This window comes from Streptomyces malaysiensis subsp. malaysiensis, from assembly GCF_040653035.1.
GTDB classification, from domain to species: domain Bacteria; phylum Actinomycetota; class Actinomycetes; order Streptomycetales; family Streptomycetaceae; genus Streptomyces; species Streptomyces malaysiensis.
This window is the reverse complement of sequence record NZ_JBEZNG010000002.1, coordinates 181719-207092: the sequence shown is the minus strand read 5'-3', so window position 1 is coordinate 207092 and position 25374 is coordinate 181719. Positions and strand designations below refer to the sequence as shown.

General features: G+C 69.1%; 22 protein-coding genes and 2 pseudogenes. 10 read left to right on the top strand and 14 right to left on the bottom strand.

Annotation, left to right across the window (positions count from 1 at the left end):
- Positions 1 to 113: 113 nt before the first annotated feature.
- Genes AB0E24_RS05120 through AB0E24_RS05110 form a run of 3 tightly spaced genes read right to left on the bottom strand, consistent with a single transcriptional unit; the run spans position 114 to position 2964 of the window.
- Positions 114 to 983 carry a citryl-CoA lyase gene (locus AB0E24_RS05120; protein ID WP_359374963.1) on the bottom strand — a complete coding sequence of 290 codons (870 nt, stop codon included), beginning with the start codon at positions 981 to 983 and terminating at the stop codon, positions 114 to 116.
- The gene (locus AB0E24_RS05115) at positions 980 to 2206 is read right to left on the bottom strand and encodes a CaiB/BaiF CoA transferase family protein (protein ID WP_093701462.1); all 1227 of its coding nucleotides are present in this window, start codon (positions 2204 to 2206) and stop codon (positions 980 to 982) included. The genes AB0E24_RS05120 and AB0E24_RS05115 overlap by 4 nt, the downstream gene beginning before the upstream one ends.
- On the bottom strand, positions 2203 to 2964 hold the full coding sequence (locus tag AB0E24_RS05110; RefSeq protein WP_174882971.1) for an IclR family transcriptional regulator: 762 nt from the start codon (positions 2962 to 2964) through the stop codon (positions 2203 to 2205). The genes AB0E24_RS05115 and AB0E24_RS05110 overlap by 4 nt, the downstream gene beginning before the upstream one ends.
- A 151-nt stretch (positions 2965 to 3115) precedes the next feature.
- Here AB0E24_RS05110 and AB0E24_RS05105 point away from each other — a divergent pair, with 151 nt between their 5' ends.
- From AB0E24_RS05105 to AB0E24_RS05100, 3 genes and pseudogenes are all read left to right on the top strand, one after another.
- Positions 3116 to 4495, top strand: a complete 1380-nt coding sequence (locus AB0E24_RS05105; protein ID WP_200764597.1) for an MFS transporter — start codon at positions 3116 to 3118, stop codon at positions 4493 to 4495.
- Positions 4496 to 4706: 211 nt separating this feature from the next.
- A pseudogene (locus AB0E24_RS45965) lies at positions 4707 to 5106 on the top strand (VanZ family protein); the annotation flags it as partial.
- A pseudogene (locus AB0E24_RS05100) lies at positions 5093 to 5557 on the top strand (winged helix-turn-helix domain-containing protein); the annotation flags it as partial. The pseudogenes AB0E24_RS45965 and AB0E24_RS05100, both read left to right, overlap by 14 nt.
- A gap of 22 nt (positions 5558 to 5579) precedes the next feature.
- Here AB0E24_RS05100 and AB0E24_RS05095 read toward each other — a convergent pair.
- Entirely contained in the window at positions 5580 to 5927 is a 348-nt protein-coding gene (locus tag AB0E24_RS05095) for an extracellular solute-binding protein (protein ID WP_359374962.1), read from the bottom strand.
- The gene (locus AB0E24_RS05090; protein WP_359374961.1) at positions 5848 to 6477 is read right to left on the bottom strand and encodes a type 2 periplasmic-binding domain-containing protein; all 630 of its coding nucleotides are present in this window, start codon (positions 6475 to 6477) and stop codon (positions 5848 to 5850) included. Before AB0E24_RS05090 ends, AB0E24_RS05095 begins: the two co-directional genes overlap by 80 nt.
- A 72-nt stretch (positions 6478 to 6549) precedes the next feature.
- On the opposite strand from AB0E24_RS05090, the gene AB0E24_RS05085 reads away from it, so the two are divergent.
- Positions 6550 to 6990 (top strand): Lrp/AsnC family transcriptional regulator, encoded by a 441-nt coding sequence (locus tag AB0E24_RS05085; RefSeq protein WP_069869473.1) that lies wholly within the window; start codon positions 6550 to 6552, stop codon positions 6988 to 6990.
- A gap of 67 nt (positions 6991 to 7057) precedes the next feature.
- Positions 7058 to 10015 carry an aminotransferase gene (locus AB0E24_RS05080; protein ID WP_359374960.1) on the top strand — a complete coding sequence of 986 codons (2958 nt, stop codon included), beginning with the start codon at positions 7058 to 7060 and terminating at the stop codon, positions 10013 to 10015.
- A 223-nt stretch (positions 10016 to 10238) separates the two neighbouring features.
- Here the strand turns inward: AB0E24_RS05080 and AB0E24_RS05075 are convergent, their stop codons facing one another.
- Both AB0E24_RS05075 and AB0E24_RS05070 read right to left on the bottom strand, forming a co-directional pair.
- A complete protein-coding gene (locus AB0E24_RS05075) occupies positions 10239 to 11075 on the bottom strand; it encodes an SGNH/GDSL hydrolase family protein (protein ID WP_232636051.1) in 837 nt (278 codons plus the stop codon).
- Positions 11076 to 11668: 593 nt separating this feature from the next.
- Positions 11669 to 12313 carry an NlpC/P60 family protein gene (locus tag AB0E24_RS05070; protein WP_359374959.1) on the bottom strand — a complete coding sequence of 215 codons (645 nt, stop codon included), beginning with the start codon at positions 12311 to 12313 and terminating at the stop codon, positions 11669 to 11671.
- Between the two features lie 334 nt (positions 12314 to 12647).
- On the opposite strand from AB0E24_RS05070, the gene AB0E24_RS05065 reads away from it, so the two are divergent.
- Positions 12648 to 12839, top strand: a complete 192-nt coding sequence (locus AB0E24_RS05065) for a phosphoenolpyruvate hydrolase family protein (RefSeq protein WP_359374958.1) — start codon at positions 12648 to 12650, stop codon at positions 12837 to 12839.
- Between the two features lie 239 nt (positions 12840 to 13078).
- Here the strand turns inward: AB0E24_RS05065 and AB0E24_RS05060 are convergent, their stop codons facing one another.
- Together AB0E24_RS05060 and AB0E24_RS05055 are read right to left on the bottom strand one after the other, a co-directional pair.
- Positions 13079 to 14656, bottom strand: coding sequence for an APC family permease (locus AB0E24_RS05060; RefSeq protein WP_359374957.1), 1578 nt, complete (start codon positions 14654 to 14656; stop codon positions 13079 to 13081).
- Positions 14657 to 14975: 319 nt separating this feature from the next.
- Positions 14976 to 15695, bottom strand: a complete 720-nt coding sequence (locus AB0E24_RS05055; protein WP_069869476.1) for a TetR/AcrR family transcriptional regulator — start codon at positions 15693 to 15695, stop codon at positions 14976 to 14978.
- A gap of 131 nt (positions 15696 to 15826) precedes the next feature.
- On the opposite strand from AB0E24_RS05055, the gene AB0E24_RS05050 reads away from it, so the two are divergent.
- Positions 15827 to 17050, top strand: coding sequence for a saccharopine dehydrogenase family protein (locus AB0E24_RS05050; RefSeq protein ID WP_251771144.1), 1224 nt, complete (start codon positions 15827 to 15829; stop codon positions 17048 to 17050).
- 368 nt (positions 17051 to 17418) lie between these two features.
- Here the strand turns inward: AB0E24_RS05050 and AB0E24_RS05045 are convergent, their stop codons facing one another.
- Entirely contained in the window at positions 17419 to 17814 is a 396-nt protein-coding gene (locus AB0E24_RS05045) for a hypothetical protein (protein WP_359374956.1), read from the bottom strand.
- Between AB0E24_RS05045 and AB0E24_RS05040 the strand changes: the two genes are divergently transcribed.
- On the top strand, positions 17723 to 18538 hold the full coding sequence (locus AB0E24_RS05040; RefSeq protein WP_359374955.1) for an erythromycin esterase family protein: 816 nt from the start codon (positions 17723 to 17725) through the stop codon (positions 18536 to 18538). The two genes, AB0E24_RS05045 and AB0E24_RS05040, sit on opposite strands and share 92 nt — an antisense overlap.
- A gap of 172 nt (positions 18539 to 18710) precedes the next feature.
- Positions 18711 to 19970: an alpha/beta hydrolase family protein gene (locus AB0E24_RS05035; RefSeq protein WP_359374954.1), complete on the top strand. Its 1260-nt coding sequence runs from the start codon at positions 18711 to 18713 to the stop codon at positions 19968 to 19970.
- A 65-nt stretch (positions 19971 to 20035) separates the two neighbouring features.
- Here AB0E24_RS05035 and AB0E24_RS05030 read toward each other — a convergent pair whose 3' ends face one another.
- The 3 genes from AB0E24_RS05030 to AB0E24_RS05020 form a co-directional block, all read right to left on the bottom strand.
- Entirely contained in the window at positions 20036 to 21187 is a 1152-nt protein-coding gene (locus AB0E24_RS05030; RefSeq protein ID WP_347235214.1) for an oxalate decarboxylase family bicupin, read from the bottom strand.
- 91 nt (positions 21188 to 21278) lie between these two features.
- The gene (locus AB0E24_RS05025; protein ID WP_359374953.1) at positions 21279 to 22574 is read right to left on the bottom strand and encodes an Nramp family divalent metal transporter; all 1296 of its coding nucleotides are present in this window, start codon (positions 22572 to 22574) and stop codon (positions 21279 to 21281) included.
- Positions 22571 to 22849 (bottom strand): hypothetical protein, encoded by a 279-nt coding sequence (locus tag AB0E24_RS05020; RefSeq protein ID WP_141729609.1) that lies wholly within the window; start codon positions 22847 to 22849, stop codon positions 22571 to 22573. The genes AB0E24_RS05025 and AB0E24_RS05020 overlap by 4 nt, the downstream gene beginning before the upstream one ends.
- 389 nt (positions 22850 to 23238) lie before the next feature.
- Here AB0E24_RS05020 and AB0E24_RS05015 point away from each other — a divergent pair, with 389 nt between their 5' ends.
- Complete coding sequence (locus AB0E24_RS05015) at positions 23239 to 24012, top strand: AfsR/SARP family transcriptional regulator (protein WP_069869481.1); 774 nt, start codon at positions 23239 to 23241, stop codon at positions 24010 to 24012.
- A 346-nt stretch (positions 24013 to 24358) separates the two neighbouring features.
- Here AB0E24_RS05015 and AB0E24_RS05010 read toward each other — a convergent pair whose 3' ends face one another.
- Positions 24359 to 25270: an SDR family oxidoreductase gene (locus tag AB0E24_RS05010; protein ID WP_359374952.1), complete on the bottom strand. Its 912-nt coding sequence runs from the start codon at positions 25268 to 25270 to the stop codon at positions 24359 to 24361.
- Positions 25271 to 25374: the final 104 nt, after the last annotated feature.

The window sequence follows — 25374 nt, the reverse complement described above, 5'->3', positions numbered from 1 at the left end:
ACGCTCCACACCACAGGAGGCCCGGCGCGCCCGTCGGAACAGGCGACCGCCAAGCAGGCCCCGCCGTCCAGGACTCTTGGGATTCGTGTGTGGGCGTGATGACCCTCCGAGTTCTAACTCGGGCGCTGGTCGCGGTTATCCCGCGTCGGTCGAGGTGGCATCGCCCTGGGGGGTGGGCCGTGATAGCCGGGGAGGAGGGGGCGGGGGAGCGGGCCCTTGATCCGGGTGCCCGACTGTTGTTCTTCCCAGGCGTGGGCGAGGATGCCGACGCTGCGGGAGAGTACGAAGAGGCCGCGGCCGAGTTCTGCGGGGAAACCGAGTTCGGCGTAGATGATGGCCGTGGCGCCGTCGATGTTCATCGGGACCGGCTTGGGGCGATCGCCGGCAAGGGCCTCTTCGAGGGCCAGCCCGGCGGCGAGGGCGTCGCCTTGTACGTCGCCTTCCTGGATCGCCCGGCGGACCAGCGCCAGCAGGGGGTCGCGCCGCGGGTCGCGGGGGTGGAAGCGGTGGCCGAAGCCGGGTACGTACGCCCGGCGGGCCCGGTGCTCCGCGACGATGGACGCGGCCGACTCGCCTTCGATGATGCGCTCCAGCAGTTGCATGCACTGCTGGCCGGCGCCGCCGTGTGTGTCGCCGAGCAGCCCCGCGCCGGTGGCCATGGCGCTGTTGAGGCCGATACCACAGGTGGCGGCCATGCGGGCGGCGGCGATGGACGGCGCCTGCGGGCCGTGGTCGACCGCGGCGACGAGCGCGGCTTCCAGCAGCCGGGCCTGCCCGGGGGTGGGCAGCTCGCCGCGTAGGAGCAGCCAGATCTGCTCGGCGAAGCCGATGCGGCCGATGAGCTCCTCGACCGGGTAGCCGCGCAGCAGGATCTCGCCCGGGCGGATGCGGCTGATGGCCGTCGACCACCAGTCGCTGCTCGCCCGAGCGTCGGGTGATGCGGTCGTGTCCTCGCCTGGTCGGCGGGTGTGCTGCGTGCTCATACCGCGCCCGTCTTCTTGAAGGTGTCGATCTCCTCGGGTGAATAGCCGAGTTCGGCCAGCACTTGGTCGGTGTGCTCGCCAAGCAATGGCGGTGGCTCGGCGGTAGTGGCCGGCTCGCCGTCGATGTGGACCGGGCTGCCCAGGACCCGCAGCGGGCGGTCGCGTCCACCGGGGAACGGCAGGCTGCGCACGAAGTCCCGGGCCGCGAGCTGCTCCAGGCCCAGTGCCTCGGGCACCGACAGGACCCGGGCGGCGGGGACGCCGGCATCGGAGAGGACCTCCTCCCACTCCTTGGCCGTGCGCGAGGACAGGGCCTGCTCGATCTCCTCGCGCAGCCGCTCGCGGTGTGCCCGGCGGTCGGCGGGGTGGGCGAACCGGGAGTCGTCGAGCAGGTCTTCGCGGCCGATCAGGCGGCACAGCGTGGCGAACTGCTGCTGCCGGTTGGCGGCGATGTTGAGGTGTCCGTCCGCCGTACGGAAGGTCCCGGAGGGGGCGGCGGTGAAGTTCTCGTTGCCCATGGGCCGCGGCGGACGGCCGGTGATCAGGTAGTTGGAGGTGACCCATCCCATCGCCGTGAGCGCGGCTTCCAGCATGGATACGTCGAGGAAGGCGCCCGCCCCGGTGCGTTCGCGGCGGACGAGGGCCGCGGCGACGGCGTACGCGGCCGCCATGCCGCCCAGGGTGTCGGCGACCGGGAAGCCCGCTCGAAGGGGGTTGACCTCCGCCGTGCCGGTCACGCTCATCATGCCGCTCAGGCCCTGCACGATCTGGTCGTAGGCCGGCCTGGCCCGCAGCGGCCCGATCTGGCCGAAGCCGGAGACGGCGCAGTAGATCAGCCGTGGGTTCGCGCGCCGCAGGACCTCCCAGCCGACGCCGAGGCGTTCCATGACTCCCGGGCGGAAGTTCTCCAGGAGCACGTCGTGCTCGCGTACGGCACGCAGCAGGACATCGCGGCCGCTTTCGTGCTTGAGGTTCAGGGTCAGGGAGCGCTTGCCGGCGTTCTGCGCGAGGAACGACGCGCCCAGCAGGTCCTCGCTCAGCGCCCGGTCGGCACCCAGCTGGCGGGCCAGGTCCCCCGACTCCGGCAGCTCCACCTTCAGTACGTCCGCGCCGTGCAGCGCCAGCTGGTACCCGGCGAACGGGCCGGCCAGGACGTTGGTCAGGTCCAGGACGCGTATCCCGTCGAGCAGCGGCGGCGCGGCGGGGGGCGTGTGCGTACTCAACGGGTCGGGTCTCCGATGCAGTCGAGGGCGGTCAGGTCGCGGGCGGTGGCGACGAGCGCGGCGGCGAAGGTGGCGACCGCCTCGTCGGTGAAACGAGTGGTGGGCCCGCCCAGCGCGATGGCGGCCACCAGGCGCCCGTCCCGGTCGAAGACGGGGGCGGCGACGCCGGAGACCCCGGCCTCCCGTTCTCCGTGACTGGCGGACCAGCCCTGGACCGCGGCCCGCCGTGAGCGCTCCCACAGCGTCTCCGCCCAGTCGGGGTGAGGCGCCTGCGCGGCGATGGCGTCGATGTCCGGGCGCTCAGCGCGCGACAGCAGGATGTGGCTGGCCGCGCCGGACCATAGGGGCATCTCCTCGCCGACGCGCACCACGTGGCGCAGCGTACGGGTCCCTTCGTGGCGCGCGATGCAGATCCGGGCGCGCTGCTGGCGCACGTACAGGTGTACGGCTTCCCCGCCGCTGGCCTCGCTGAGCTCCTTCATCCGCACCAGTGCCGCTTCGGGCAACTGCCAGGTGAAGCGGGCCAGATCGGCCCAGCGGAGCAGGCTGGGGCCGGGGACGGTGCGGCCGTCGCCGCGGCTCCACAGCAGCCCGCTCTGCTCCAGGGTGTGCACCAGGCGCACCACGGTGGACTTGGCCAGCCCGGTGGCGTCGGTGAGCTCGCGCACCGTGCGGCTTGGGTGGTCGGCGTCGTAGAGCGCAAGCAGATCCACGGCACGCTGCACGCTGCGTACCCCACCGGAGTCGTTCCCTGGCACGGTCTCCTCCTCGAGACGGACGGCAGACAAAGTCCTTCCCCCCAACCCCTTGCCGGGTGGTGAGCACGTCCATAACATCACCGAACCATTCAGCGGCACAAGTGTGCCACCTGGTGGTACAGCCCGTATGCGGTGACAAAGGAGTGCGACTGTGGCTTCCCAGAGCCCTGCCCCTGACAAAAGATCGCTGTTCCAGCCGCGTGTCGCCCTCGCGGCGGTCCTCGGCACCACGGTGGAGTGGTACGACTTCGCCCTCTACGGAACCGCGGCCGCGCTGGTCTTCAACAAGGTCTACTTCCCCGACAGCGACCCGCTCGTCGGCACGATCCTCGCCTACGGCACCTTCGCCATCGGCTTCCTCGCCCGCCCCCTGGGCGGCGCTTGGTTCGGGGAGCGCGGGGACACCCGCGGCCGGAAGAACGTCCTGGTGGCCACGCTCCTTTTGATGGGCCTCGCCACCACCGCCATCGGCCTGCTTCCCACGTACGGACAGGTCGGCATCGCCGCGCCACTGCTGCTGACCCTGCTGCGCTTCGTGCAGGGCTTCGCCGCGGGCGGGGAGAAGACCGGCGCCCTGATCATCCTCTTCGAGAACGCGCCGCCCAAGTGGCGCGGCCTGCTGACGTCCCTGCCCGCCATCGGCACCGGATCCGGCACCCTGCTGTCCACCGGCGTCTTCGCGCTCGCCACCGGGCTGCTGTCCGAGGACGCCTTCCTCGCCTGGGGCTGGCGGGTGCCCTTCCTGCTCAGCGCGGTCCTCACCCTCTTCGGCCTCTGGGTGCGCCGCTCCCTGGAGGAGACCGCCGACTTCCAGCAGGCCGGCCTCGCCGCCTCCGCGGCGTCTTCGGCCCGCGTCCCGCTGCGGCAACGCATCCGCGACAGCCGCGTCGTCGCGGCGTGGCGCCGCTATCCCAGGGAGATGCTCATCGTCATCGGCGCGGGCTCGGCCGAGAACGCGGGCTACTACATCTTCGGCACCTTCTCCGTCACCTACGCCGAAGACCGAGCCCTGCCGACCGCGGCACTGCTGAGCGGCATCTCCCTCGTCGCCGCCGTGAAGCTGGTGACCGTACCCGCCTTCGGCGCGCTCTCCGACCGCGTCGGCCGCCGCCCGGTCTCCATCGCCGGCGCGCTGATCCTCCTCATCGCGGCCTGGCCCTTCTTCCTGGTGCTCGACGGCGGACATACCTGGGCGATCTGGCTCGCGCTCCTGGTCACGCTAGGAGTGGGGCAGTCCGCGGTCCTCGGCTCCCAACCCGCCTTCTTCGCCGAACTCTTCGACACCAGCGTCCGCTTCAGCGCAGTGGGCATCGCCAACAACATCGGCACGGTGCTCACCGGGGGGCTGGCCCCGCTGCTCGCCACCAGCCTGCTGCTCTGGTTCGACCACAGCGTCACCGGCGTGGTCGTCTTCATCGCCCTCATGAGCGGACTCACCGTGGTCACCGTGGCGCTCGCACGGGAGACGCGCCACATCGAGGGCCGGAAGCCCGCGACGCACACCGACCGAGACCTACAGGCCGCACCTTAGCGGGGCTCCGCCTTGCCATCGCCTCCCTTGGCCATCCCGCCCAGCGCGGACACGCTCTCGCGGACCGCACCCAGGCCGATGTCGACACCTGGTACGCAGCCCGCCCTACCGACCGGCGCCAGCGAGGACGCACAGGGGCCATCCGTGTGTATCGCGGGCGTATCGAAAATCGCATACGCCACCGGAACGGCCCCTCGTCTCCAATGGGGCCATGAACCACAACGCATCCCTGTCGGCACCGCCCCGCCGCACGCGCGGGGGCGTGCTCCTCGGCCTGGCGATCCTCGGCGTGGCGAGTGCCGCGTTCGTCGTGCGGCGGCCGCTCATGATGTCCGCTCCGATGTGCGTGGCCGGGCGGTGGCACGGCTGCTTCGACACGTTCAACGGTGTGGTGCTCATGACGCTGGTCGCGCTGCCGCCCGCCGCGCTGGTGGTGTGGGCTATGGCACGCCGTCGGCGAGCCGCCGGCGTCACATCGGCGTGGCGGCTGTCGCTGGCCGAGGTGGGCATGGTCCACGGGACGGGTGCCGTTCCTCTGGCTGACCATGATGCCGGGCACCGGGGCCGGCACCGTCCCCGCCCGGGTGAACCTCGTACCGCTGCGGGACCTCCGGCAGCGGCACCCCGATCCTCATGCTCACCGCCGCCGACCGGATCGACGACAAGGCTTCCGGGTTCCAGCTCGGCGCCGACGACTACCTCACCAAACCGTTCGAGCTGCGGGAGCTCGTGCTGCGGCTGAGGGCGCTCGACCGCAGACGCGCGCACGCCCGGCCCCCGGTCCGCGAGATCGTGGGCCTGCGGCTGGACCCCTTCCGCCGGGAGGTCTTCCGCGACGGACGCCACGTCGCGCTCACCCGCAAACAGTTCGCCGTGCTCGAAGTCCTCGTCGCCGCCGAAGGCGGTGTCGTCAGCTCCGAAGAGCTACTGGAACGGGCCTGGGACAACAACGCCGACCCCTTCACCAACGCCGTCCGCATCACCGTTTCCGCCCTGCGCAAACGACTCGGCGAACCATGGCTCATCGCCACGGTGCCCGGCGTCGGCTACCGAATCGACACCGGCATGGACACCGGCATGGACATCACCCACCATGCTCGAACAACTCGAGTCCCGCCGCGTAGGCGCGGCCTGACCACACCATGGCCATGGAGACCTCGCCGGACTCCAGCAACTGCTGTGAGCGGGCCCCGGTGTCCCAGAAGACCAGCGACGAGCGCACGCTCGTGAGCTTCTTGAGGGCCCGGTCGACGTTCAGTGGATACAGCCGGTCGGGGGCGACTCCGTCGGCGAGCAGCGCCGCCTCCAGCGCACCCGGGGACGCATCCGACGGGATGCCGGGTATGGCGCGCTTACCGGGGTACTTGCCGGTGTTGAAGAAGTCCGCCCAGCTCTTGGGCGGGTTGCCGCCGAACTTCTTCTTGTCGTACATCAGGACCACGCCATAGCTCATGGCCGGTACGGAGTACTTGCCCCCTCATGTCCTTGGGCAGCTTCGAGGTGTCGACGATCTTGGGGTCGAGCGGCATCAGCAGCTTGCCGCACTCACGCTTGGCCCAGAGCGTATCGGTGTCCGTTACGTCCCAGGTGACGTTCTTGGCGTCGACCTGGGCCTTGATCTTGGTGTAGTCGGTGGGACCGTCGGAAAGCACCTTCGCCCCCGACTCGGAGGCGAACGGCTTGACGGCGGCGGCCTCCTGGCCGTCCTGGAAGATGCCGCCGTAGGAGGCGAAGGTGAGGGTGACGCCGTCGAGCGCGCCCTTCTTGACCTTGCCGGCCGCGGCCGGTCCGGACCCGAGGTCGACGTCGGCCCCGGCAGGGCTGGTGCCGACGCAGCCGAAACGTGACCCGCTCGCGGCGTTCGCCCGCCGCGCCGCGCGAGCTGTGGGTGCCGGAGTGCGCTCACCGGCCCCGCTGTGCTGGGTAGTTCTGCTCGACGAGCCGGACTGTGCTCGATTACGCTGTAGATGCAGTCGATTCAATCGCCTTATGCTCGGTTTGTGCTTGAATCCATTGGCTGATGTCCTGAATCTGTAAGAAGGGAGAGGTGACCCATGGACGACACCGACCGGGCCATCCTGCGGGAGTTGCAGGCCGACGGTCGTATCCCCTATGCCGAGCTGGGGCCGAAGGTGGGATTGTCACCCTCGGCCGCGAGACTTCGGCTTCAGCGGTTGATCGACACCGGGACGGTCCAGGTCGTCGGGGTGACCGACCCGATGGCCATGGGCCGGCAGACGATGGCGCTCCTGGGCCTGCGCATCGAGGGCGACCCCCGGGCGGTGGCCGATGAACTTTCCCGGCACGACGAAGTGGTGTACGCGGTGCTGACCTCCGGCCGCTTCGACCTGTTCGTCGAGATCGTGTGCGGTCGCTCTCGTGATCTCCTGGATTTCATCAACGATGTCGTACGGCCCGTCGAGGGCGTCGCGTCCGTGGAGAACTTCCCCTACTTCGCCATTCACACCCACCGGTTCATGTGGGGAGTCGACTAGGAGCATCCGCGCGTTCGCGCCCAGCCCGCCCTCATCACGCTCCGCTCACCAAGCCGAGGAACCCGGCATGTCGCACGACGAGTACCGCACCATCGACTTCTTCGCCCAGGACGCGCTTCCCGCACCGCGGGTGTCGCCCGCTCAGGCAGAGCGCATCGCCTCCCGGCGTCTCGGCGTCACCGCTCGCGCGGAGGTGCTGGGAAGCCAGCAGGACGCCAATTTCCTGCTGTGCTCCGACACCGGGACACCCCTGGCGGTCCTGAAGATCGCCAACCCGGCCTTCAGCCCGATGGAGATCGAAGCCCAGGACACCGCCGCCGACCTGATCGCCGCGGCTCACCCGGAACTGCGCATCGCCACCGTCCTGCGTCGGCCCGACGGCTCCCCCCGGTGCGCGAGGGTGGACACCGAGGGCGGGCCGGTCATCGCGCGGCTGCTGGAGCACCTCCCCGGCGGCCCGCTCTCCGGACCGCGACACTTGTCCCCGAGTACGGTGGCGGCCATGGGCGCGATCGCCGGGAAGGTCAGCGTGGCCCTGCGCGACTTCCGGCACCCGGGGCTGGACCGTGTACTCCAGTGGGACCCGCGGTACGCCGACCGCGTCGTCGTCAAGCTCGCGGAGTACATCCCGGAGCCAGACCGCCGCGCTGCCGTCCAGGCCGCGACCGTCACCGCTTGGACGCAGGTGCAGAAGGTCGCCGTGCTGCTGCCCTGTCAGGCCGTGCACCTCGACCTCACGGACGACAACCTGATCCGTTCTCCCGACAGCCGCCTCCCGATGCCCGACGGAGTCATCGACTTCGGTGACCTGACCTGGAGTTGGGCGGTTGGCGAACTGGCGGTGTCACTCGCCTCGATGCTCCACCACGACGGTGTCGAGCCCCACCACGTGCTGCCCGCCATCCGGGCCTTCCACGCCGTCCGGCCGCTCTCCCCAGCGGAGGTCGAGGCGCTGTGGCCGCTTGTGGTCCTGCGCGCCGCCGGTCTGGTCGCCAGCGGCCGTCATCAGGCCGCCGTCGACGAGCGGAACGCCTACGCCAAGGCCGCGCTCGACCGCGAGTGGCGAATATTCGAGCAGGCCACCCACCTGCCACTTCCCGTGATGACCCACCTCATCGAGGACGCGGTCGGCCTCGCGGACGCGCCCCCTCACGCCGATACACCAGTGCGGCCGCTGCTGCGGGACCTCACCCCCGACGACATCTCCCCGCTCGACCTGTCCACCGGGGCCGACTCGATGGACCACGGAGTCTGGCTCGAAGCGGACACCGAGGATCGGCTGGCGGCCTCCGCACTCGCCGACGGCGCGGCCGCGGCCGTCACCCGGTACGCGCAGGCGCGACTCACCCAGACCCAGGCCCTGTCCGCCGCGTCTCCCGCGACCGTGGCCACCGGCATCGACCTGTGGCTCGGCAGGGCCACCGTGGTGCAGGCTCCCGGCACCGGCGAGGTCCTCGCCGCGGCGCCCGGTCAGCTGACGGTCACCTACGGCCCGCGGGCGCTGACGTTGTCCTTCCCCCACACGGTCCACCCCGTGATCCCCGCCGGGGCGACGCTCCGCGTGGGCCAGGACCTGGCCCACCTCCCCGCCGGGACCTCGGTACGTCTTGGGCTGCGCGATGCCGATGGCCCGGCCGTCCCCGCGCTGGTGCGCCCCGAGTACGCCGCCGGGTGGCTCGCGCTCACCACGGACCCCTCCCCGCTCATCGGTCTTCCAGCCCCCGGCCATGAGGAGCACGTGGACCTGCTCGACCGGCGGGACGCCGTGTTCGCGACCGCGCAGGAGCACTACTACGCCGACCCGCCCCGCATCGAGCGTGGTTGGCGGCACCATCTGGTCTCCACCGAGGGTCGCTCCTACCTCGACATCGTCAACAATGTCACCCCGTTGGGCCACGCTCATCCACGCCTGGAGCAGGCGGTCTCGCGGCAGCTGCGACGGCTCAACACCAACTCGCGCTTCCATTACGCCTCGGTGGTGGAGTTCACCGAACGCCTCGCCGCCCTCCTGCCCGATCCCCTGGACACGGTGTTCCTGGTCAACTCCGGCTCCGAGGCGGTCGATCTGGGCATCCGGCTGGCCATCGGCGCCTCCGGGCAGCTCGATGTGGTCGCGCTCCGCGAGGCGTATCACGGCTGGACCTACGCCTCCGACGCCGTCTCCACCTCGCTCCAGGACAACCCCAACGCCCTGGCCACTCGCCCAAGCTGGGTCCATACCGTGGATTCGCCCAACTCCTACCGCGGCCGGCACCGCGGGGCGGACGCGGTGCGCTACGGACCCGAGGCGGCCGCGATGATCGGCGATCTCGCCGCTTCAGGTCGCCCGCCAGGAGCCTTCCTCAGCGAGACCTTCTACGGCAACGCCGGGGGCGTGGCCCTGCCCGAGGGCTACCTCGCCGAGGTATACGCCGCGGTCCGCCGCCACGGCGGTCTGGCAGTCGCCGATGAGGTCCAGGTCGGCTACGGCCGACTGGGCCATTGGTTCTGGGGCTTCGAGCAGCAACAGGTCGTCCCCGACGTTGTCTGTGTGGCCAAGGCCATGGGGAACGGCCACCCCCTCGGCGCCGTCATCACGTCCAAGGAGGTTGCCGGCCGCTACCGTGACCAGGGCTACTTCTTCTCATCCACCGGTGGCAGCCCGGTCTCCAGCGTTGTGGGCCTCACCGTCCTGGACACCCTGCGCGAGGAGGATCTCCCGGGCAACGCGGTACGCGTGGGCGGCCGTCTCAAGAGCCGGCTCCAGGAACTGGCCGGCCACCACGACCTCATCGGCGCCGTCCACGGCTCGGGCCTCTACCTCGGCCTCGAACTCATCCGGGACCACACCACCTTGGATCCCGCCACGGAGGAGACCGCCGAACTCTGCGACCGCATGCTCGACCTCGGTGTGATCGTCCAGCCCACCGGAGACCACCTCAACATCCTCAAGATCAAGCCGCCGTTGTGCATCGACGCCACCGCGGCCGACTTCTTCACCGACACGCTGGACCGGGCCCTCACCCAACTCGGCCACCGTCGCTGACCACTGTCGAAGCGATGAGGTGATCACTGGGGAGCGGCACGAGTCGCTATGCCCGTTCGGTCTCGCTCGCTTCGCGAGCTGAGCCGGGGCACATCGCCGGCTGGGGCACACCGTCGGCCGGGGGACGAACTGGGAGGGGCCGCTGGGTGGGCCCGCGGGGTGGTGGGTCCCGGTGGGGGAGCGGTGGGCTGTCCGGCCGGTATCGCCCGACAGCCCGCCGTGGTCAGCCCGTGAGCCCGGTCAGCAAAGACAGGTAGCCGTCACGGTGCCCGGCCTGGTTGGGGTGGTAGGACTCGTTGATCTTGTCCCACTCCAGACTTGTCACCCAGGTCTCCCCATGCGAGCAGATGGTGTGCGGGTCGAAGGCGGCACGTGGGTCGAGGAAGGTGAACCCGGCCTTCGCGGCCTGGTCCGCCAGTATCGAGTCGAGGGTGTCGGCAACCGAGTTGAGCGCCGTACGTTCGGTGTCGCTCAGCCCGAATATGCCGCAGGTGCCGCCGATCGTGTACAGCCGGGGATAGCCCACCACCACGACCGTGGCGTTCGGCGCGTTCGCCCGTACCGACGCGTAGGTGTTCGCCAGGGCGCCCGGCAGCTTGCCGTTCGCGGCGGCCTTCGCGGCCTCCGCTCCGGCGACGCAGTCCTTGTCGTCGATGGTGAGGACGCAGTTCGTCATGACGTCGACGACGCCGATGTCATTGCCGCCCACCTGCACCGTCACCAGTGTGGTGTCCGCGGTGAGTTGCGGCACCTGCTGGCTGCCGAGCTCCGCGGTGGTAGCCCCGGAGCACGACGCCTCCACGAAGGCGTATGCGGGGTGCTGCTGTGCCCACAGCCGGGGGTATGTCAACGGGCCGCGGCGGCACGCGTCGTCGGGGTTGTCGTATACGCGGGTGCCGGGCGCGACGGCGTAGGAGTCGCCGAGGGCCACGTACTTACCGGCAGCTGTCGGCTCAGCGCCGGTGGCGTACGCCCCTGGTGCTGCCGCGACCGTCAGGCAGACGGTGGCCAGCGTGAGGGCGAGGGACGCGAGGCGTCTGCGACTTCTTAAAGGGCGCATGCTTCACTCCTGGATTGTGGGTGCCGTCTTGGCGGATGAACCAACTGTCAGCCGGGGTGTCAGCTCAGCCCTGAAGCTCCGTGATCGGAGCCGACGCGGTCTCGTCTTTTTGGGCAGGATCGACATCGAGGTGCCTCCTTCCGACTCCTGCCTCGGCCTCTGGCCGATGAACTGGGAGACGCTGTGGGGGCGTCGACTCGCCGGCCCGGAGGAGAATGGCGCGGACCTGTCAACCGCCTCTCCCGCGCCGACCTCGCTGAGCGGGGAGGGCCGCGCCACCGGCTTGGGTGCCGTTTCGCACCATCGACGAGCTCACTATCACGTCGGTGCCGTGCTCGCTCGGTACACAGGCGCCTTCCTCCCAAGGCCGCGCAGCTCGTGGTTCTCCAGGTCACGCGCGAATTTGGGCTTGGCAGCCCAAATTCCGGGGTTGGCGGTGTCGGTCAGTCGACCGCTCTCCCCGAGAGGGCGGGAGTGCGTGGGCTCTCGACAGTGGCGTGTGAGCCGGATGAGCCGCGGTGGGGACCGTGTGGCCGTGGCCGGTGAGCGGGTGTTGAGCAGTGGCGACGTCGCGCCGGTGCTGCTCCCGCTCGTCAGCGTTGGGCAGGAAGCGTCCGACTCCGCGACGGATCGTCCAGGAACTCGGAGTCGGTGATGTTCACTGCGCGGTACGGCTTGTACTCACTGCCGGTGCCCAGCCCGTAGGCGAGAATGCGGTGATCCGTACCGTGGCCGCCGCGTTGTTCGAACGCGCTATAGGCGGTCCGTGAAGAGTCCCTCCAGCTTTCGAAGATGACCACGTGGCGCGTGTTGCTGTTGCCCTCGGCATCGATGAGCAGATCACCAGGCTGTAGGTCATTCAGGGTGACCGGGGTGGTGAGATCGCGGTTGCCGGCCAGTTCTACTGTGTTGGGCCCCGGCTTCCATAACCCGAGGGCCATGGAAACGTACCCGGAGCAGTCCTGGCGATAGCCGTCGGACCACACCGAGGTCTGGCTGTAAGGCACCTGAGAACCGTTGTTGGCGGTCAGCCAGGTGGCCGCGCGGCGTAGCACCTCGGACGGGGTGACGGGCTCCGCCTGGGCGTGAACGGATACCGAGACGCTGGAGGTGGCGGGCACCGGGGGAGTGGCGGCAAACGACGGGCCGGCCGGCAAACCCGTGAGAGTGATACCACCGACGGCCACTGAGGCCAGTGCTATTCGTGTCCGACGGCTCGTTCTGGAGAGCAGCGACATGGCGACTCCTGATGTGTGGGGGGAATGAGAACCGGGTGTCAGGCGAAACCGCCATCCCGGCTTGGACGGTGGCCCCCGTCGCAGCCCGCCTCCTGGGTGAGGCAGGGGGACCGCTCGTCGGCGAACGCGGTACCGACAGCGGCGGATGGCCCCGGCCGAGCGGCCAGCAGGCGGGCGGACAGCGGCCGTCCTCGCTTGCACGGCCTTGTCCGCACCTCATGTTCCGGCTCTCCTGGTCACACGCGTTCAGCCAGGCTGCCGCGCGCGGTGTAAACGTTAGCCAGGAAACGCGGGCGGCGGCATATGTGCGGCCCCCATACGGCAGCGGTCGAGTATGGGATCGGCTCCGGGTCTTGTGCTGTGCCACGGCGGCCCCCTCGCCGAGCCGGACGACGTGCGCTACGTTCTGGACCGGACACAGGGAATCGCCGGGTTCTTCGGCGCTTCGTCGATGGAACGACTGCCCACCGAACGCGCCATCGCTGGCCAGCTCCGCGCCTTCAAGCAGCTACCCGCGGCCAACTGACGCCACCGATACGAAGAGGAGACAACTGACGCACCAAGACCCGAGTTTGATCCCCACCATGGTCTTCGACTGGGGGCGATCAAGTGGCACGTGACCCCGGACACCGTTCCCCACGCGGTCTCATCGACCAAGGTCCGCGGCACCAGGCGGCTGGCGGAATCCGCGCGGGCGGGATCCGCACCCCGGAAGGTCCGGGCGTCGTAGGACCGCCGCCCGGACCTCGGCGGGACGAGGAGTCCTCAGTCCCCGCGGTGTCCGGTGTCCGCGGCAGCGGACGCCCTGACGAGCGCCGGCTCTGCGGTGCTTGTGCCGTCCGCTTCGACGGTGCCGGGCAGGGCGGGGGGAAGGGGGTGCGGTTCGGCCCAGAAGCGGCGGGAAGTCCCCCGCCACCACAGCATGAGCAGTACGCCGACGATACCCAGGACGATTCCGATGACCAGGGGCGGCCCCATGCCGAACCAGGAGACCCCACTGTAGGAGTTCGCAGGGTCCGCCATGGTGATCACCGATTCCACCAGCAGCCAGGTCAGCAGCAGGGCACCGACGATCGGGCCCGCGCCGAGCAGCAGGAAGTTGCGCACGCTCGTGGTCAGCAGATGCCGATGGTGGACGGCGCAGGCCAGCCCGGTGAGCGCGTAGTAGAACGCGACCAGCAGGGACAGCGCGGTCAGCGAGTCCGCAAGCGCGTTGTCACTGAGCCAGTGCATGACGAGGTACCACACGATGGCGATGCCGGTGACCCACCAGGTGGACACGTCGGGCGTGCGGTGCCTTGGGTGGATACGGCTGAAGCCTTGGGGCAGGGCGTGCCGACGGGCCATGGACAAGGCGGTCCGGGAGGACGGGATGATGGTCGTCTGGGTGGAGGCGAGGGCGGACGTGGCGACGGCGAGCAGCACCACCCAGCTCCATCCGCCGAGTACCTGGTCGGAGAGCGTCGCGAACACCGCTTCCTCATCGTCGGCGTGGTCGCCGAGGAACCCGGGACCGCAGTAGGCGACCACGGCGAAGGCCACGGACACGTAGGTCGCCAGCAGGATGACCGTCGACCAGATGGCTGCCAGGCCCGGAGCGGTGACGGCGCCTTCCGTCTCCTCGGTGAGGTTGACCGCGGACTCCCAGCCCCAGAACGTGAAGACGCCGAGCAGGAGTCCTGAGGTGAGTGGTGCAACCCCCGCGCTGAAGGGGTTTAGCCAGCCCAGCGACGGGTGGACGGCATGCAGGGTGCTGGTGCCGGCGTGGACGCGGTAGAGGGCCACGGCAGCGAAGACCAGTAGTCCGGCCACTTGCAGCAGCGTCAGTACATTCTGTAGCCGGGCAGAGGCTTCGGTGCTTCGGACGCAGAGGGCGGACATCGCCAGGATGACCAGCACCGTCAAGGAGCGCAGGACCCAGGTGTTCGCGACCCAGCTGTCGAGCCCCGCCGCCAGTAGACCGAAACGCGTCCCCACCTCGGCGAGCGAGCCGACGACCATCACTCCGGTCATGGCGACGGCCCAGCCGCCCAGCCAGCCTGTGGTCGGGCCGAGTATCCTCGACACCCAGGAGAAGGTGGTGCCGCAGTCCGGGTCGACCCGGTTGAGGTAGTAGAAAGCGGACGCGACCAGCAGCATCGGGAGGAAGGAGGCCAGCATCACGCCGGGTACGTTGACCCCGACGAACGCCGCGATGGGACCGATGACGGCTGCCAGCGAGTACGCGGGTGAGGTCGAGTTCAGACCAATGGCGATGGAGTCGACAAACCCGATCGCGTTCGGATTGAGCCCGGCCGTCGGCTTGGGCCCTTCGGGAGTCCCCCGCGCAGTGTCTTCGGCCATGTGATCCCTCTTTCTGGATGTCCTCGGGCGTCTCCAGCGGCAAGGTCGCACCGGACAACCGGAATGTCCGTAGCGGGTGACCCCGAGGCGACGCCAGTAACGAGAGGGCGCCGCTCGTGCCCATGTCCGGGGACAGCGATGCCCGCCAGGTGTGGCCGACGGTACGGTCTGGGCGGGTTATATGACGCCGTAACCTCGTGGTTCCGAAGAGAAAACGCGCTGGGAACCTGAACGTCAATATCGTTGGCATAAGCATCCGCCGGAACCATTCCGAAGCCTTGAGAACTCGATGGAACATGCCGAAGAGGTATGGATCGGGTCATTCAGTCGTTCGGGTATCCGTGACAGCCAGTTCGGCGGCGATGCCGTCCAACAAGGTGTCAAGGACCACCGGGTAGGCGCTGTGCAGCATCCGGGCGGCGAGCAGGCGGGCGGTGGCGGCGATGTTCGGGTGGGACGTGGCCGGCAGCCGGGCGTAGGTGGAGTCCCACGTTTCCCCGTCCCGCGCGCGGGACTCCTCGGAGAGTGCCAGCTCCCCCGCGTCGAGCGCGGCGAAGGCCAAGGCGAGGTCGATGAACGCCTGGTAGAAACGGACCGCGGCCGGATCGGCCAGGCCCGCCCCACGCAGAATGCCGAGGATTGTCTCGTCCACCGCGATCTCTCGCGGACGTCCGCTGACCCGGCTGGCTGTGAGCACGGCGGCCTGCGGGTGTGCGAGATAGGAGGAGTGGAGAGCGAGCCCGAGGGCGCGCAAGTCGGCCCGCCAGTCACCGGTGGCTGTCCACCTGTCCAAGGCTCGGCCCATCAGCTCGTCGCCGATGGCCCGGGCCAGATCGTCCATCCCCGCGAAGTAGCGGTAAAGGGTGCTCGGGTCCGCACCCAGCGCGGCTCCCAAGCGTCGGGCGGTCAGGCCGGCACTGCCGTGCTCGCGCAGCATCCGCAGCGCGGCCTGCACAATGAGCGTCTCGGACAACACCACGCCCTGTCGCGTGGGCCTGCGCCTGCGCCGCGCCTCTTCGGGCACCACCCGCTTCGGCATCCCCTCACCCTCCTCCATGACCGTCGGTACGGCCCTTATGTCAACACAGTTGACCTTACAACGCCCTGTGCCGTTGCATCAGGGGCAAGCCGGAGGCGATCTGCTCCCGAAACAGAAGAAGGGTCACTGACATGCGAGTACTTCTCGTCGGCGCGGGCGGCGTCGGCACCGCCGCCACCCGGATCGCGGCACGCAGGGAATTCCTGACCCACATGGTCGTGGCCGACTATGACCTCTCCCGCGCTGAAGCGGCCGTCGCCGCGCTGAAGGAGCACGGCGACCGGTTCAGCGCGCTGCGTCTGGACGCTACGGACGAGAACGCGGTGCGGGCCGCGCTCACCGAGCACCGATGCGACGTCCTGTTCAACGCGACCGATCCACGGTTCGTGATGCCCTTGTTCAACGCGGCCCTCGCGGCCGGAGCACACTATCTGGACATGGCGATGTCGCTGTCCGTGCCGCACCCCTCGCGGCCGTTCGAGGAGTGCGGGGTGAAGCTGGGGGACAGGCAGTTCGAACTGGCGGACCGCTGGGTGGAATCCGAGCGCCTGGCCCTGGTCGGCATGGGTGTGGAGTCAGGGCTGTCGGATGTCTTCGCGCGGTATGCCGCGGACGAGCTCTTCGACGAGATCGAGGAGATCGGCGTGCGCGACGGCGCGAACCTCACTGTCGAGGGCTACGACTTCGCGCCCTCTTTCAGTATCTGGACCACCATCGAGGAGTGCCTGAACCCGCCGGTGGTCTACGAGAAGGAACGTGGCTGGTTCACCACCGCACCGTTCAGCGAACCGGAGGTTTTCGACTTCCCCGAGGGCATCGGGCCGGTGGAGTGCGTGAACGTCGAGCACGAGGAGGTGCTGCTGATCCCTCGCTGGGTGGACGCGCGCCGCGTGACGTTCAAGTACGGCCTGGGCGACGACTTCATCGCGAGGCTGAAGACCCTGCACGAACTGGGCCTGGACTCGACCACGAAGGTCACCGTGCCCGGCGAGCACGGACCGGTCAAGGTCTCGCCGCGTGACGTGGTCGCCGCCTGCCTGCCCGACCCCGCCACCCTCGGCGACCGGATGACCGGCAAGACCTGCGCCGGCACCTGGGTCAAGGGCACCAAGGATGGCAAGCCCCGTGAGGTGTACCTGTACCACGTGGTCGACAACCAGTGGACAATGCGCGAGTACGGCTCACAGGCTGTCGTCTGGCAGACCGCGATGAACCCGGTCATCGCCCTCGAACTGCTCGCCGCCGGCGCCTGGTCCGGCAAGGGCGTTCTCGGTCCCGAAGCCCTGCCGCCCCGCCCGTTCCTCGACCTGCTCACCGAGTACGGCGCCCCTTGGGGCCTGCGCGAGCAGGGGTGACGCCTACGTGAGCCGCGCAACACGCCATCGTTCCGCAAGCGTCCCCTCCGTTCCGAGGACTCCCCTCGAGGTCGACTTGGAGGCCGCTCGCAAGGTGTGCGAGGCGTGGCCGTTCATACCCGACGGCTCCGCCCCGCCTGCGAGCGAACCGCCGGGCTGACGGTGGGGCAGCGCGCGCGTAGGCGATGGCGTCCAGGTCGGCCTGGCTGAACGTGCGGAGGCCCGCGCCCTTGGGGAGGTATTGGCGCGGCAGCCGGTTGACGCTTCTATGTCAAGCGGGCCACCCCGGCGGCCCTGGCCCGCAGTGCCAAGGGGACGTCGCGGAAGCGGATCAGTCTCAGCGGCGCTGCGCTTCCTTGCTGGGGCCGCTACGCGGCGCCGCCGCGGATTGTGAGCACAGTGCGGTGGGTGGAGACCTCCAACTCGGCGGGAACGCCCAGGGGGAGGGCCAGGCTGCTCGGGCCGTGGCCGAAGCCCAGTTCCCAGGCGACCGGGACGCCGAGGGGAGTAAGACGTTCGCGGAAGACGTCGCGGAGCAGTGGCTCGGGACGACACCCTTGCGAGGAACCGAGGACGATTCCTGCGACGCCGTCCAGCGCGCGGGAGTGCAGTAGCTGAGTGAGTGCCCGGTCAAGGGCATAGGCGGGCTCGTTGACGTCCTCCAGGCAGAGGATGTTCCCGCGTGGGAAGCCTGGGCTTGCGGCCCCGGATCTTCTGCCCGAGAGTCTGGGCTGGGCACTCGACCTCACGGCTCCCGAGACCATGTGGGAACTGGGCGAGGAACGGTCGACGCCGCGGCTGGCCCGGGCCCTGGCCAAGACGTCCCACGCGGCGAGCCGGGCGTGTTCCGCATGGTCGGTGCCGCGCATCCCGGTAGTCCTGGGGAAAACCCCCGGCCCGGCCCCATGGCTGTCCATACCCCGGCAGGCGACCGGGATCGACCGAACGGCACGCCAGTATGCCTTCGACTTCGATGATCCCGCTCAGGTCGCGCAGTCCATGCGCTACCGCGACCAGGAGATGGCCGCCAACGTCGGGTGGTGGCAGCGGTACACCGGAACCAAGGTGCTGCTGTCGGCGCACGACGCCCATGTCGGCTACGTGTCGAGCGACCCGGCTCACTACCCGAAGATGCAGGGCGCCTTCCTGCGCGAGAGGCTCGGCTCCGGCTATTTGAGCGCCGGCCTGACCTTCGACCAGGGCTCGTTCAATGCCACGGGCCCCGATGGTGCCGTCCACCGCTGGACTCTGGGCCCTGCGGGGCCGGGCACCAACGAGCAAACCCTGGACCGGGTCCACCTCCGCGACTACGTCGTCGACCTGCGCTCGGTCGGGTCACCGGCACGCGAGTGGCTGACCCGCACCCGGCCGACCCGCATCATCGGCACCGACTACCCGGACGGGCCGTACGACATCGCCCTCGCTCCCACACACGACGTCCTGATCCACCTCCACCGGGTGACGGCCGCGCGGCTTCGGGACCGGTAGTCAGAACGTGGCGATGGTCCAGCGACCCAGTGGCGGGGACGGAGGCCGGCGAACGCGAGACGCCGCTGGACTTGCTCGGGACGCACTCTTGTCCATGGTGGACTTGAGTGCACCATGGACACGGGGGCGTCCCGGATGTCGACGCGAACAGCGAGTCCGTAACGTCGCCGACATGAATGATGAGAGGTGCAAACTCCAAGGACGACAGGGCAGTTGGCGGATACGGAAGGGGCTCTCCGCGGTGGCGGCCCTGCACCTCGCCGGATTCGCCCTCGCGCCGGTCGCCACGGCGGCGGAGCGCGACACCGCCCACCGCGGCACCCTCGTCTCCGTCGCCCCGGTCGCCGACCGTGGTGTCGGGCAGGTCAGGAAGTTCCTGGCCGGGAGGGGTATCGCGACCGATCCGGTGCGGTACGGCGTACGGGCGTACCGGCTGACATACCGGACCGTGGACCCATACGGGAAACCCACGACCGCGACCGGGCTCCTCAGTCTTCCCCGGGGCGGAGCCCTGCGGCTCGACCTTGTCTCGGACACGCATGGCACGATGGTCGATCGTGCCTACGCGCCCTCCGTGAGTGAGGATTTGGGCCGTGTGCCGTCGTATCTGAACGCCTCGGCGGGGCGGGCGGTCGCCGCGCCGGACTATCTGGGGCTCGGTGAGGGGCCGGGCCTGCATCCGTACATGGACACCCGCTCGGCCGTCACCGCCTCCGTCGACATGTTGCGCGCCGCCCGCACGGTCGCGGACCGGCTCGGCCGTCCGCTCACCGGTGACGTCTACGCGACCGGGTTCTCGCAGGGCGGCCAGGTCGCGATGGCGCTTGGCCGGGCGCTGGACGGGGGTGCGGACCAGCACTTCCGGCTGAAGGGGCTGGCCCCGGTGAGCGGGCCGTACGACCTGGAGGGTCAGGAGGTCCCGGCCCTGTTCGACGGGCGGGTCAACGACACCAGTGGTGTCTTCTACATCTCGTACTGGCTGGTCGCCCAGAACCGGCTGTATCACTTCTACAGGGATCCGGGCGAGGCATTTCGTGCGCCGTACGCAAACCGTGTGGAGTCACTCTTTGACGGAAGGCATGGCGAGGAGGACGTGGTCAAGGGCCTCGCCTCCTCGGTGAAGCGGCTGCTCACGCCCGCCTTCTACAACCGTCTGCGGCACCCGAGCGGGCCGCTGCTGGACGCCATGCGCTCGGCCGATCACACCTGCGACTGGAAGCCGGACGTGCCGGTGCGGCTGTATGCGGGGGCGGCCGATACCGACGTGCCCATCGGGAACGCGCGCAGTTGCGCGCTCCGGCTTGCCGCTCACCAGGCGCATGTTTCCGTGGTGGACCAGGGCGACGTGGACCACTTCGGGTCTTTCGCGGCGTCGGCACCACAGGTGGCGCGCTGGTTCGATGCGCTGGCCGGAGGCGGATCGCCACGGTGATTACGTGATCGGGCCGGCCCAGCGGAGGGCCTCCGGCGGTGGGCCGGCCGGTGGGGCCTTCCGGGCTAGGGGCGGAAGATGGGCTGCTTCTCCCTGCGGATGGACCTCATCACGTTGTCACTGAGGTTGAGGTGTTGCTGGACCACCTCGGGCGGGGTCAGTGCCATCCACTGGGCCAGGCTGACGTCCTCGAAGCTGGGCGCCAGAAACATCTCGAGGAATTTCAGTGGTGTGTCGCCGGTGTTCTCGATGTAGTGGCCCATGGCGAACGGGACGTAGCCCACGTCACCGGCTTGATAGTCGAACGTGCGGTTGCGCCCCGAATCGGCGAAGACGCCCATCCTCCCTTGCCCCGAGATGTAGTACTGCCACTCGTCGTTGTTGGGGTGCCAGTGCAGCTCGCGGATGGCGCCGGGTTCGATCTCCACCAGAGCGGCTGACGTGGTCGTCGATGCCTCGAAGTTGTGCGAGTCGACGATCCGGGCGGTGCCGCCACTGGTGCGGATCGGGGCCTGGGAGTCGAGGCTGTGCTTGAAGCTGCGGGGTACGTCCCCGGTCGGGCTGAGGATCCGGTCGGATTCGAGGGGCGGAGGGACGCGGCCGTTGAAGATGTACAGCTCGGAGGTCGGGATCGAGGAGAAGTCCTCCTCGGGGACGCCGAAGTTCTTGGCGAGGATGGACCGGGGTGTGTGGGCGAACCAGTCGCTGATCAGGAACGTGCCGTTCTCCGAGAAGTTGCCGTCGTTGAAGACGAGGAGGAACTCGACTCCCTCGTCGAGGGCTTGGATGTGGTGCGGGATGCCTTGGGGGAAGAACCAGAGGTCGCCGGCCGAAACGTCTTCGAGGAAGTTTCGCCCCTCCTGGTCGACGGCGCTTATCCGGCATTTGCCCTCGAGGACGTAGGCCCACTCCGACTGCTTGTGCCAGTGGAGTTCCCTGAACGCGCCGGGCTTGAGCCTCATGTTGACACCGGCGAGTGTGGTGGCGATCGGCATTTCGCGTTGTGTCACCTCGCGGGCCCATCCTCCCTCCTCGAGTCGCATGTGTGCCTGGCTGAAGGAGAACTTCAGATTCGGCAGTGTGCCCGAGTCGGTGTCGGGAGGGACGAGAATGTCCGGGTTCTGTAGGTCGATTTGTTTGTTGCGCGGGCCGTTGTCGGTGGCCCCGTGGCCGTTTCGGATCGGCTGCGGCACCTGGTGTGTGGTGGTCTCGGTCATCGTGGTGTCCCTTCGGGTGATGGTGTGCGGGAAAGGGTGTGTGTCGCGGGGTGGACGCTCGCGGCGTGTGACCAGGAGCCGTCCAGGGGCATCAGCCGCCTTGCACCATGGTCACGACGAGATAGGCGTTCAGGCAGATCACCAGGGCGCACACCAGAGCACCGGCCGCTGTGGTGGCGGGCCGGTTGGCCAGCGGACCCATGAGGTCGCGGCGCCGTGTGATGACGACGAGCGGGGCCAGGGCGAACGGGATGCCGAATGCGAGGACGACCTGGCTGAGGACGAGGGTGGCGGTGACGGGGAGCCCGGCGCACAGCAGCGCCGGTGCCATGGTCAGCGTGCGTCGTGCGAAGAGGGGGATGCGCCGCCTCAGGAATCCCCGCATGACCACTTGTCCGGCGTATGTGCCGACACTGGCGGACGAGATGCCGGACGCGAGCAGGGCCACCGCGAAGGCCATTGCCGCTCCACCGCCGACGGTGCGGCCCAGGTCGTCGTGCGCCGCGGTGATGGCGTCCAGGTCGCCCGATTCGGTGTGCCGGAAGAGAGCCGCGGACAGGCAGAGCATTCCGAGGTTGACGGCGCCGGCGAGGGTGAATCCCAGCGTGCAGTCGATCCGCAGATAGCGCAGGAGGAGCCTCCGGTCACCGGGCCTGTCCGTCCGCACCCTGTGCTGGGTGAGCGCGGAATGCAGGTAGACCGCGTGCGGCATGACGGTCGCCCCGATGATGGCCGCCGCGAGCAACGCGGTTGTCCCACCGCTGAGGTGGGGGACCAGGCCCGCCATGGCGTCCGCGGGTGATTGCCGGCCAACGGTCAGCAGATCGTAGGCGAATCCGGCCAGGACGAGGAGCAGCAGGGCCATGATGGCGAGCTCGAAGGCACGGCAGCCTCGTTGCTGGCAGGCGAGAACGGCAAACGACACCACCGCCGTCACCACCGCGGCCAGCGGGATCGGCATGCCGAACAGCAGGCTCAGGCCGACCGCGGCACCGGCGAATTCCGCCAGGTCCGTGGCCATGGCCACCAGCTCCGCCTGCGCCCACAGGAGGCGGCTCAGCCATCGCGGTGCGAGTTCACGGCACTGCTCGGGGAGGTTCCTCCCGGTGGCCAGTCCGAGCTTCGCCGACAAGTACTGCACGAGCAGTGCCATGACGTTGGCGAGCACGACGACCCATACGAGCATGTAGCCGGTACGCGCGCCCGCCTCGACATTGGTCGCCACGTTGCCGGGGTCGACATAAGCGACGGCGACGACGAACGCGGGACCGAGAAGAGCCAAGCGGAACCGCCATCTCCCGCGGGACCGGATGTCGCGGAACTCGCCGAGAACCTGCGAGCGATCCTCGGCGGGAGTCGTCGCACGCGCAGTGGTGGGAGCGCTCATCGGCACTGCCCGCCATCCGGTCCACTGGGCGCGGAGGACGTCAGAGGGATGTGGGCGAGGCGACGACCGACGAGACGGCACACAAGAAAAGCCGCCAGCAGAATTCCTCGGCCGAGCATGTGATGCGTCACCGCCAGGATGACAAGAAACAGCAGCATCGCGTCGTAGATCCGAGTCGGAATTCCGCTGTGTGACAACGGACCGGTGCCGATATGCGGAATGCGGCGTGCGTACCAGCAGGACAGTGGTGAAGATGCGGAGTCGCGCTTGAACACGGTATCCCCTCTCGATCTCGTCGCCGTCCCTGATGCCGGGCTCAAGGAGAAGCCTTGACATACGAGATCACCAAGGCGTCACGGCAGCGTCACCCGCCTACGGGGTGGCTCGGCGGCTGGGAACCGGCCGAGGGGATTCAGGGCCCGTGCACAGGCCCAGGAGAAGTCCTCGCGCGGTAGTGCCGAAGGTCGTACGGTGTTTGAATGGAAGATGCGGCACTCCTGCGGGGCCATCGCCGCTGGCCGGCGATGAACCGGCTACCGCGACTGACATGTGCGGCGCCGCTGTCGACGCGGCGGACGTGGCATTGCCGACGACCCTCGGAGAAGCCGCATCAAGGAATCGCGCTTTGCCGACGAGGGCGTTTCTGTGGTCTGAGGAGAAGGCAATGGAGTGGTCCGACGAATCCTGCCCGCATGACCCTCCCCATTTGACGCTCATGGGAAGTTTCGACTTGCGCTGTGAGGGAAAGTCCGTGCCGATTTCCCCGGCGGGTCAGAGGCTGCTGAGCCTGCTCGTACTGAGTCGCCGCACGCTCACCCGTGAATACACCGCCGAGAAACTATGGCCGGACGCCACTGGGATCCGAGCCGCCGGCTGCTTGCGCTCGGCCCTGTGGCGGTTGCCCAAACTGAATCGGCCGCTGGTCATCGCCACACCGAGCACCCTTCAGGTGTCACAGGACATCGAAACGGATCTGGTGTCGACCGAGGACATTCTATACCGGGCAATTTCCTGGTCGCAGCCCTCGGGTCGGCACAGCCCGCAGGAAATGCCGCTCCCGGACGTGGAGTTGGCGGACCAAGCGCTGAGCAGCGACCTCTTGCCGGAGGCTTGGGACGAGTGGGTCATCGTCGAGCGGGAGAGGCTGCACCAGATGCGCCTTCACGCTTTGGAATCGCTCGCCTGTATCCACCGATCGGCGGGCCACTTCGGCCAGGCACTGGACGCGGCACTGAGGGCGGTCGCCGGAGAACCACTGCGTGAGAGCGCCCATCGGCAGGTCATCGAGACCTACCTCGCGGAGGGGAACACCGGCGAAGCCATTCGGCATTTCGACGAACTGCGACATCTTCTTCATGCCGAACTCGGACTCGAGCCGTCCCCGCCGCTCTGCCGACGCGTTGAAAGCGCGGTCGGCGCCATCCGCATACGGCAGTGACGTTCAGGTGGCGGGGGTCCGGGACGCTGAGGTCATGGCTGTTCATGACACTCGCACTGGAGTCCTCATACTTCGCGTGTGGTGGGAGCCGGAGCAAACACCGGCTCTACGGGCACGCTTGCTGGTCGCCATAAACCCTCAGCAGGCCCCTGCCGTGTATTCAGTCGCGGCGGGCCTGGACGATGTCTGCGACCAGGTACGCGCATGGCTTCAAGAGTGGAGTCGGAGTATGGAGGCCCCGGACAAGTGACATCAATCAGCATCGCGATGGTGCGACTCCGGGAGTGAAGCGTCCTGCTCTTCGGCTGGGCGATGACTCGTCCGCCTCACCACACAGGACACGGTCTCAGGGGGCTGTGGGGGCGAGGTCGGGGTCCCGCTCGAGGTCTGCGATCAGTCCCGGGTGGGAAGGCGTCCAGTTCAGGGCGTCGCGGGTCCGCCGGCTCGAAACGGGGTTGTCGAGGCCGACGAAGTCGGTCAGGAAGCCGAAGTGCTTCTCGGTGTTCTCCGCGGTGATGCCGGCGACGGGCAGGTTCAGGCGGCGGGCGATAGTCCGCGCGATCTCGAGCAGCGGGATGCCCTCCTCGGCAACAGCGTGCAGGCGTACTCCCGCAGGCGCGGATTCGAGAGCGAGGCGGTAGAGGCGGGCGATATCCCGTGTGTCCGCCGAGGGCCACCGGTTGCTGCCGTCGCCCAGGTGGCCGGAGGTCCCGGTGGCGCGGGAGATCTCGATCAGGCCCGAGACGAAACCGTAGCGGCCGTGGCTGTGCACCGTCGGAGGCAGGCGCACCACCGAGGAGCGCACGCCCTGCCGCGCCAGAGCGATCACGCTGTTCTCGGCGTCGATACGCGGACCGCCGGGAAGCGTGACGTCCTCCGTGAGTACGCCGGAGAATCCCGCGAGCGCCATCGCGCCCGTCGCGTTCGTACCGACGAAGGGCCTGCCCGTTCCGGCCAGGGCCGCACCGATGGCCTGGATGGCGCGGAGGTCCGCGGCGACGGCGCCGGCGAGATCACCCGATCCCTGCTGCGCGTGATCGAAGGCGAGGTGAATGACCCCGTCGGCCTCTCCCGCAGCGGCACTCAGAGCGTCGAGATCAGCGAGATCGCCGCGCCGGACTTCGGCGCCCAACCCCTCCACGACCGCGGCGGAGCGGTCCGAGCGGGCCAGCCCGGTCACGGCGTGGCCGGCGGAGAGCAGCTCGGGAATCACCGCGGAGGCGACGTGTCCGGAGGCTCCGGTGACGAAGATGCGCATGGTCGATGCTCCTCTCGGCCTCGCCGCGACGGCGAGTGCCTGATTTCAGTGTCTGCAATCAGGGTACGAGGTGATTTCAGAGACCGCAATCGATACGCTTGGGG